The organism is Thermodesulfobacteriota bacterium (assembly GCA_039028315.1).
In the GTDB taxonomy this organism is placed as follows: Bacteria; Desulfobacterota_D; UBA1144; order Nemesobacterales; family UBA2774; genus CR02bin9.
The window spans coordinates 1-6712 of record JBCCIH010000139.1 but is presented as its reverse complement, the minus strand read 5'-3'; the positions used below and the strand labels follow the sequence as shown (position 1 = coordinate 6712).

6 protein-coding genes are annotated in these 6712 nt (G+C 42.1%); 5 read left to right on the top strand and 1 reads right to left on the bottom strand.

Going from position 1 to position 6712, the window contains the following annotated elements:
- The 3 genes from AAF462_08875 to AAF462_08865 form a co-directional block, all read left to right on the top strand.
- Positions 1 to 892: DUF2207 domain-containing protein (locus tag AAF462_08875; protein MEM7009230.1), on the top strand; the 892-nt coding region annotated here is incomplete at its 5' end.
- A gap of 81 nt (positions 893 to 973) precedes the next feature.
- The gene (gene lepA / locus AAF462_08870) at positions 974 to 2773 is read left to right on the top strand and encodes a translation elongation factor 4 (GenBank protein MEM7009229.1); all 1800 of its coding nucleotides are present in this window, start codon (positions 974 to 976) and stop codon (positions 2771 to 2773) included.
- An 84-nt stretch (positions 2774 to 2857) separates the two neighbouring features.
- Positions 2858 to 3505, top strand: coding sequence for a peroxiredoxin-like family protein (locus AAF462_08865; GenBank protein MEM7009228.1), 648 nt, complete (start codon positions 2858 to 2860; stop codon positions 3503 to 3505).
- A 17-nt stretch (positions 3506 to 3522) separates the two neighbouring features.
- Here the strand turns inward: AAF462_08865 and AAF462_08860 are convergent, their stop codons facing one another.
- Entirely contained in the window at positions 3523 to 5217 is a 1695-nt protein-coding gene (locus AAF462_08860) for a thiamine pyrophosphate-binding protein (GenBank protein ID MEM7009227.1), read from the bottom strand.
- Between the two features lie 158 nt (positions 5218 to 5375).
- Here AAF462_08860 and AAF462_08855 point away from each other — a divergent pair, with 158 nt between their 5' ends.
- Both AAF462_08855 and AAF462_08850 read left to right on the top strand, forming a co-directional pair.
- Complete coding sequence (locus AAF462_08855) at positions 5376 to 5750, top strand: hypothetical protein (protein MEM7009226.1); 375 nt, start codon at positions 5376 to 5378, stop codon at positions 5748 to 5750.
- A 9-nt stretch (positions 5751 to 5759) separates the two neighbouring features.
- Positions 5760 to 6712: carbon-nitrogen hydrolase family protein (locus tag AAF462_08850; protein ID MEM7009225.1), on the top strand; the 953-nt coding region annotated here is incomplete at its 3' end.

Here is a 6712-nt window from a genome sequence, read left to right as displayed (position 1 = left end):
TAAGTATGAGCCGCCAGAGAATATTACTCCAGCTGAAGCTGGAACGCTCATAGATGAGAGGGCAAATATTTTAGACTTAACATCAACAGTAATTGATCTAGCTGTTAGGGGATATTTAACAATTGAGGAGATAACTACAACTAAGTTTTTCTACTTCACGAACAAAGACTACAAAATTATCAGAACTCAAAAGCCCTTGGATTCAATTAAATTATATGAGGACAGAATTATCTCTGGAATGTTTGGAGGTAAAGATACAATAATGGTTTCTGAACTCAAAAATAAGTTTTATTCTCATATTCCAGGAATTAAAGACGCTCTTTACAAAGAGCTTGTAGCAGGCAGGTACTTCCCAACCAATCCAGAGAACGTGAGAAGGATTTATAAATGGATCGGTATAGCTGCAATGGTTCTTGGTTTTCTTAGCCTTCAAGTAAGTTTTATCTTCGGCTTAAGTTTAGGTCTATCTGGATTAATTACTCTTATATTCTCAAGGTATATGCCCAGAAAAACCAAAAAGGGCTCACACATGAACGAAGAGCTATTAGGGTTTAGAGAGTTTATTGATAGAGCGGAGAAAGACCGCATAGAAAGACTAGCCAACAATGATCCCACTTTGTTTGATAGGGTGCTGCCCTATGCTCTTGTATTTGGCCTGGAAGATAAATGGGCGGACGCGTTTAAAGATATGTATAAAGAGCCGCCAAATTGGTATCACTCATCAAGTTATGGAAACACGTTCTCACCAAATATATTCGTATCAGATATTGGAAGAAGCTTGGGCGTTATGAACAGCACTCTGTCTTCCAGACCAAGAAAATCCGGTAGTAGTGGTTTCAGCGGCGGTAGCAGCGGCGGAGGTTTTGGCGGCGGCGGCGGTGGCTCATGGTAAAGAGTATATTAATTTGAATATAGCCCCCTATAATTTATACTACGTCATCTTTTAATTCTAAATATCAGTAATACAGACAATATGGAACCCAAATACATACGAAATTTTTCTATAATAGCCCATGTGGACCATGGCAAATCCACTTTAGCCGATAGAATCTTGGAATTTACAGGAACTCTTAGCAAGCGGGAGATGGCCGATCAGTTCTTGGACCAGATGGAGATAGAAAGAGAAAGAGGTATTACGATCAAAGCGCAGGCTGTGAGGCTGGATTATAAAGCAGACGATGGTCATACCTACGGGTTTAATCTAATTGACACCCCGGGGCATGTAGATTTTAGCTACGAGGTCTCAAGAAGTCTTATGGCTTGTGAAGGGGCTATTCTTATTGTGGATGCATCACAAGGCGTAGAAGCTCAGACAGTTGCAAACGCTTATATGGCCGCAGACTCCGGGCTTGAGCTTGTGCCGGTGATCAATAAAATAGACCTCCCTGCCGCTGATCCAGAGAGAGTAAAAGAAGAAATTGAGGACGTGATCGGAATAAGCGCAGATGAAGCAATACCTGCGAGTGCAAAAGAAGGAATTGGAACAAAGGACGTACTAGAGGCAATAGTAAAAGAAGTGCCTCCTCCCCCAGATAAATCCAAAGAGCCTCTAAAAGCGCTTATATTTGACAGCTGGTTTGATTCCTATCAAGGGGTAGTGATGCTGATAAGGGTGTTTGAAGGAAGTATCAAAACCGGCGAAGAAATAAAGTTTATGTCTACGGGAGCTTCATATGAAGTAAGAACACTTGGCATTTTCTCACCGAGAGCCATTGAAGTAGAGGAGCTTAAGACGGGCGAGGTAGGGTTTGTGACTGCTTCAATAAAGGAGCTGGATGAGGCTAAGGTCGGTGATACGATTACAAGCATTTCAAGACCAACCGATGAGCCGCTTCCCGGATTTAGGGAGATGAAGCCGATGGTGTTTAGCGGCCTTTATCCTATTGATTCTGTGGACTATGACAAATTAAAAGAGGCGCTTGAGAAACTGGCGCTAAATGATTCTTCTCTAGTTTATGAGCCAGAGACATCCATAGCGCTTGGTTTTGGGTTTAGGTGTGGTTTTTTGGGCCTTCTTCACATGGAGATAGTAAAGGAAAGACTTGAAAGGGAATTTGAGCTTGAGTTAATTTCCACTGCTCCAACTGTTATATATAAAACAACTGATAAAAGTGGTGAAGTTTCATATGTAGACAACCCGAGCGACTTGCCATCACCTGACAAAATGGAGCTTATTGAAGAGCCTTATGTCTTGGTATCGGTGCACACACCAAGCACCTATGTTGGCGCGATATTCGATCTATGCATTAAGAAACGCGGTATACAAAGAGACATAAGATATGTCACAGAGGACAGAGTTATTGTTGAGTACGAAGTACCTCTAGCCGAAATAGTATATGACTTCTACGACAAGCTAAAGTCCGTCTCCCGCGGATATGCCTCTATGGACTATGAGCCAATTGGGTATCAGGGATCCAATCTAATAAAATTAGATGTACTGGTAAATGGAGAAGTGGTAGACGCTCTTTCTATTATCGTTCACAAGGACAGATCATATGAAAGAGGAAGAGAGCTTATACAGAAACTTAGATCACTTATTCCAAGACAGCTATATGAAGTGGTTATCCAGGCTGCCATTGGAAATAAAATCATTGCCCGTGAGTCAGTGAAACCCGTCAGAAAAGATGTTACTGCAAAATGCTACGGCGGTGACATAACAAGAAAAAGAAAACTTCTAGAAAAACAAAAAGAGGGTAAAAAACGTCTTAAGCAGGTTGGTAATATCGAGATTCCACAAGAAGCTTTTCTTGCCGTACTAAAAACTGGCGAATAGTATGGGCCAAATTTATAAAAACTAGAATCTTATTGACCTATTCTGTAATCTTAACTTATACAATTAAATCAACGGAGGTCTTAGATGACTTTACAAGTAGAATTAGAAGAACTATATACCGGATTTAGCAAAAAAGTTCCGCCGGAAATACTAAACACTATGCTTGATGCAACCAGAAGACTTGCTGATACAGGTATTGCTCAAAATTCATTAAAAGTTGGTGCAAAAGCGCCTAACTTTGATTTGCCTAATACACAGGGCAATTCAGTGGATCTAAACTCCCTTCTGGAAAAGGGCCCTGTGGTACTTAATTTTTACAGAGGCGGTTGGTGCCCATATTGCAACCTTGAGCTAAATGCATATCAAAAACACCTTGGTGAAATTAAAGAACTTGGCGCCTCTCTTGTTGCCATATCACCTCAAACTCCAGACAATTCTCTATCTACCGCTGAGAAGAATGAGCTGAAGTTTGAAGTCTTAAGCGACGAGGGTAATAAAACAGCAAACGAATTTGGGCTAGTTTTTAAGCTTGACTCATCACTTCATGAAATTTATTCAAACTTTGGTCTTGCTCTACCAAATTTCAACGGTGATGACTCCTGGGAAATCCCTCTTCCAGGCACATATGTGATTGATAAGGATGGAACAGTACAGTATGCGTTTGCAGATGCTGATTACACCAAACGAGCTGAGCCAGCTGAAGTTATAGATAAATTAAAAGAAATAAGCTAATAAATAGAATTGTAGAGCTATTTTTTATTTGCCGACATCATCATTTCAGTTATTACATGAGTTGCGCCGCTTACAGCTTTTGGATCGGTAGCAACATTGATGAGGGCGGGGAGGCCAGAGGAAGCTGCCCGCTCGATTGCCCCGTTAAGTTCTTTGGGATCTGAGACAAACTCACCGTATCCGCCTAGCACATTTACGATTTCATGAAATGGCGTAAGTCCTAAATCAACTCCGATCATCTTACTCTTTTTGCCATATGTAATCTCAAGCTGGTGCTTCGTCATTCCCCAAGCTCCGTCATTACATACAACAGCTACAAAAGGTATTTTGTGACGGATTGCGGTTTCAAACTCCATGAAATTCATTCCCACAGCTCCGTCCCCAGTAATTAGTGCAACCTGCTTATCAGGACGAGCGATTTTTGTACCTATTGCAAAGGGAACACCCACTCCCATGCACCCCAGTGGACCACCTTTCACATAATGCCCAGGGTTTAAAATTGGATAGTGCCCGTCTGTCCAAGCTTGGGTATCGCCGCCGTCAATGACTATTAAGGCGTCTCCGCCCAATACTTCTGACACAGCTTGCCCAACTCTGACTGGATGAATTGGAGACCGATTAGATTTTTTTAACTTATCGCCTTTTGGCTTTTCCTTATCATGCAGCGAAACCGCTCTCTTAAGCCAAGGGCTAAAATTGAGCTTCATTCTATTCTTGTTTATACGAGAAATAGTTTTTTGTAGTGTGTGTTTTAGATCCGCCGCCACTCCCAGATCTGCAGGGCGGTTTCTTCCAATTTCACTTGATTCAATATCAATCTGAACCACTTTGGCTTTTGGATTAAAGCTATTGCCAAATCCTATATATAAGCTGAGTCTTATACCAAAAAGAATAATTAGATCAGCTTCGGATGTAATTTTCTTAAACGCGTTTGGCGCGGATCCGCTTGCAGGCCCAAAGCAAAGTGGATGATCGTCAGACACAATGCCCCTTCCGAAGTTCAAAGTAAATAGAGGAACATTTAAACTTTCGATGAATTTTGAGATTTCCCTCTCCGCGCCCGAGTACCATGCACCGCTTCCTGCAATAACAACGGGCCTTTTGGCTTTCTTTAGAAGGGATACAAACTCCTCTACAACCTCTGAGTTAGGCTCAGTGTTTGTTACAGGTATTTTAGTGTTGTAGCTGCTTAATTTTTTCTCATCGCATTTGGGATATAGAACTTCGTACGACATCCCTAAATAAACTGGCCCCGGTCTCACAGATATAGACCTTTTATATGCGTTGCTTACATACTCAGGTATACGAAGAGGATCAAAAACCGTCTTGGCCCACTTTGTAATTGGAGAAGCCATGGCAACCTGGTCTATCTCCTGAAGTGAGAGTTTATCATTCTCTTCAACACCTGATCTTCCGGAGATAATAATAAACGGCGCGTTAGACATATGGGCTCCGGCTACTCCTGTAAGGGCGTTTGTAAAACCAGGACCTGCTGTAACCAGGCACACTCCAGGGGTTTTTGATACCCTGCCGTAAGCATCAGCCGCCATAGCTGCGCCCTGCTCGTGATGAGTATCGATGATTCTAATGCCAAGTTTTTGGCACCCGTTGTAGATAGGGTTTATATGACCCCCGGCAAGAGAAAAAACCTCTCTAACTCCAAGCTCATAAAGTGTTCTGGCAACCAGATGGCCGCCCTGAACTTTTGCCATTCATGATCCTCCAAACTTTGTATTCACTTATTACTTTGACACTTTTAATATTTCAAATCAAATCCCGGCAATAAAAAATCACCCATAAATCGCTCATATCTCTTTTTTAATTGGAGAATGTGTTAGACTTAATCCCTAAAATATCAGGAGGTAATTAAATGTCTGAGGAACAACAGGGACAAGGCAAGGACCAGGTACAAATGGACAGCCTTCAAAATTCAATATTAATGGCGTTTAATCTAGGCGTCCAATATAATCAGCAAACCCAAGGAACAAAAAGTGTTACGGAGGTAGTAGGAGAGTTAGGTCATAATATCTATTCAAACCTTACAGATTTCTATGGGGAAAAAATGCAGGACGAAGTTCTTAGAGCAAACACAGAGTATTTTCTGCAAATAGCCATGATGGGCTACATAGTTCCTTCCGTTTGTGCTTATGATGAGGAGTTTAAAAATAGACTTCTCCAATTAGTTGAAATGAGAGCAAAACAAACTGAGGGCGAACAAACAAGCGGAAATATTATTACTACATAGGATCTCAAAATGGGCAATAAAGTCCTGGGTGGTAGAGAGAAAGTAAAAGTCGCGGTAGTACAAGCCTCTCCAGTATTCATGGATAAGGAGAGGACGATTGAAAAGGCTTGCAGACTTATCAAAGAAGCCGGCAAAAATGGGGCTGAACTTATTACTTTCTCCGAATCCTACATACCCGGATACCCTGCATACTATACGGCAGGATATGAGACCCCGCCCCATGAGTGGACTGATTTCATGATCGGTCTTCAAGATAACTCCATACAAATACCTAGCGAAGACACCAAAGTTCTTGGCGACGCTGCGAAAGATGCCGGTGCTTATGTGGTGATCGGATGCAATGAGCTGGACGACAGGGCAGGCAGCTGCACGGTCTATAACAGCCTTTTATTTCTGGATCGAAAAGGAGAAGTCATGGGCAGGCACAGAAAAATTATGCCTACCTATACTGAGAGAATTTACTGGGGACAGGGAGACGGAAGGGATATAAACGTCTTTGATACAGATATAGGGCGAATTGGGGGACTAGTATGCTGGGAGAATCACATGAGTCTCGTAAGGGCACATATGATTCATCAAGGAGAAGAATTTCACATCGCAGTGTGGCCAGGCAATTGGAAAAGAGGTGAGGACAAGTTACTCACTGCAGATACAAGTGAAGGCGGAATTAACTGTAACGTTCAAGCACTTATTAAGGTGCATGCTTTTGAAGCCGGGGCATTTGTGCTAAGCGGATGCGGGTATATGGACGATGATGATTTTCCCGAGAAATGGCATGGGATACGAGACGGTGAGCATATGAACTATGACTGGGCCAAAGGGGGGAGCTCTATAGTAAACCCTGCCGGAAGATATTTGGCACAACCCAACTTTGAAAAAGATGCAATCCTATATGCTGAGTGTTATGCAAATCAGATTAAAGCTGTAAAAGCAGTTTTTGATTCTCTTGGGCATTACTCAAG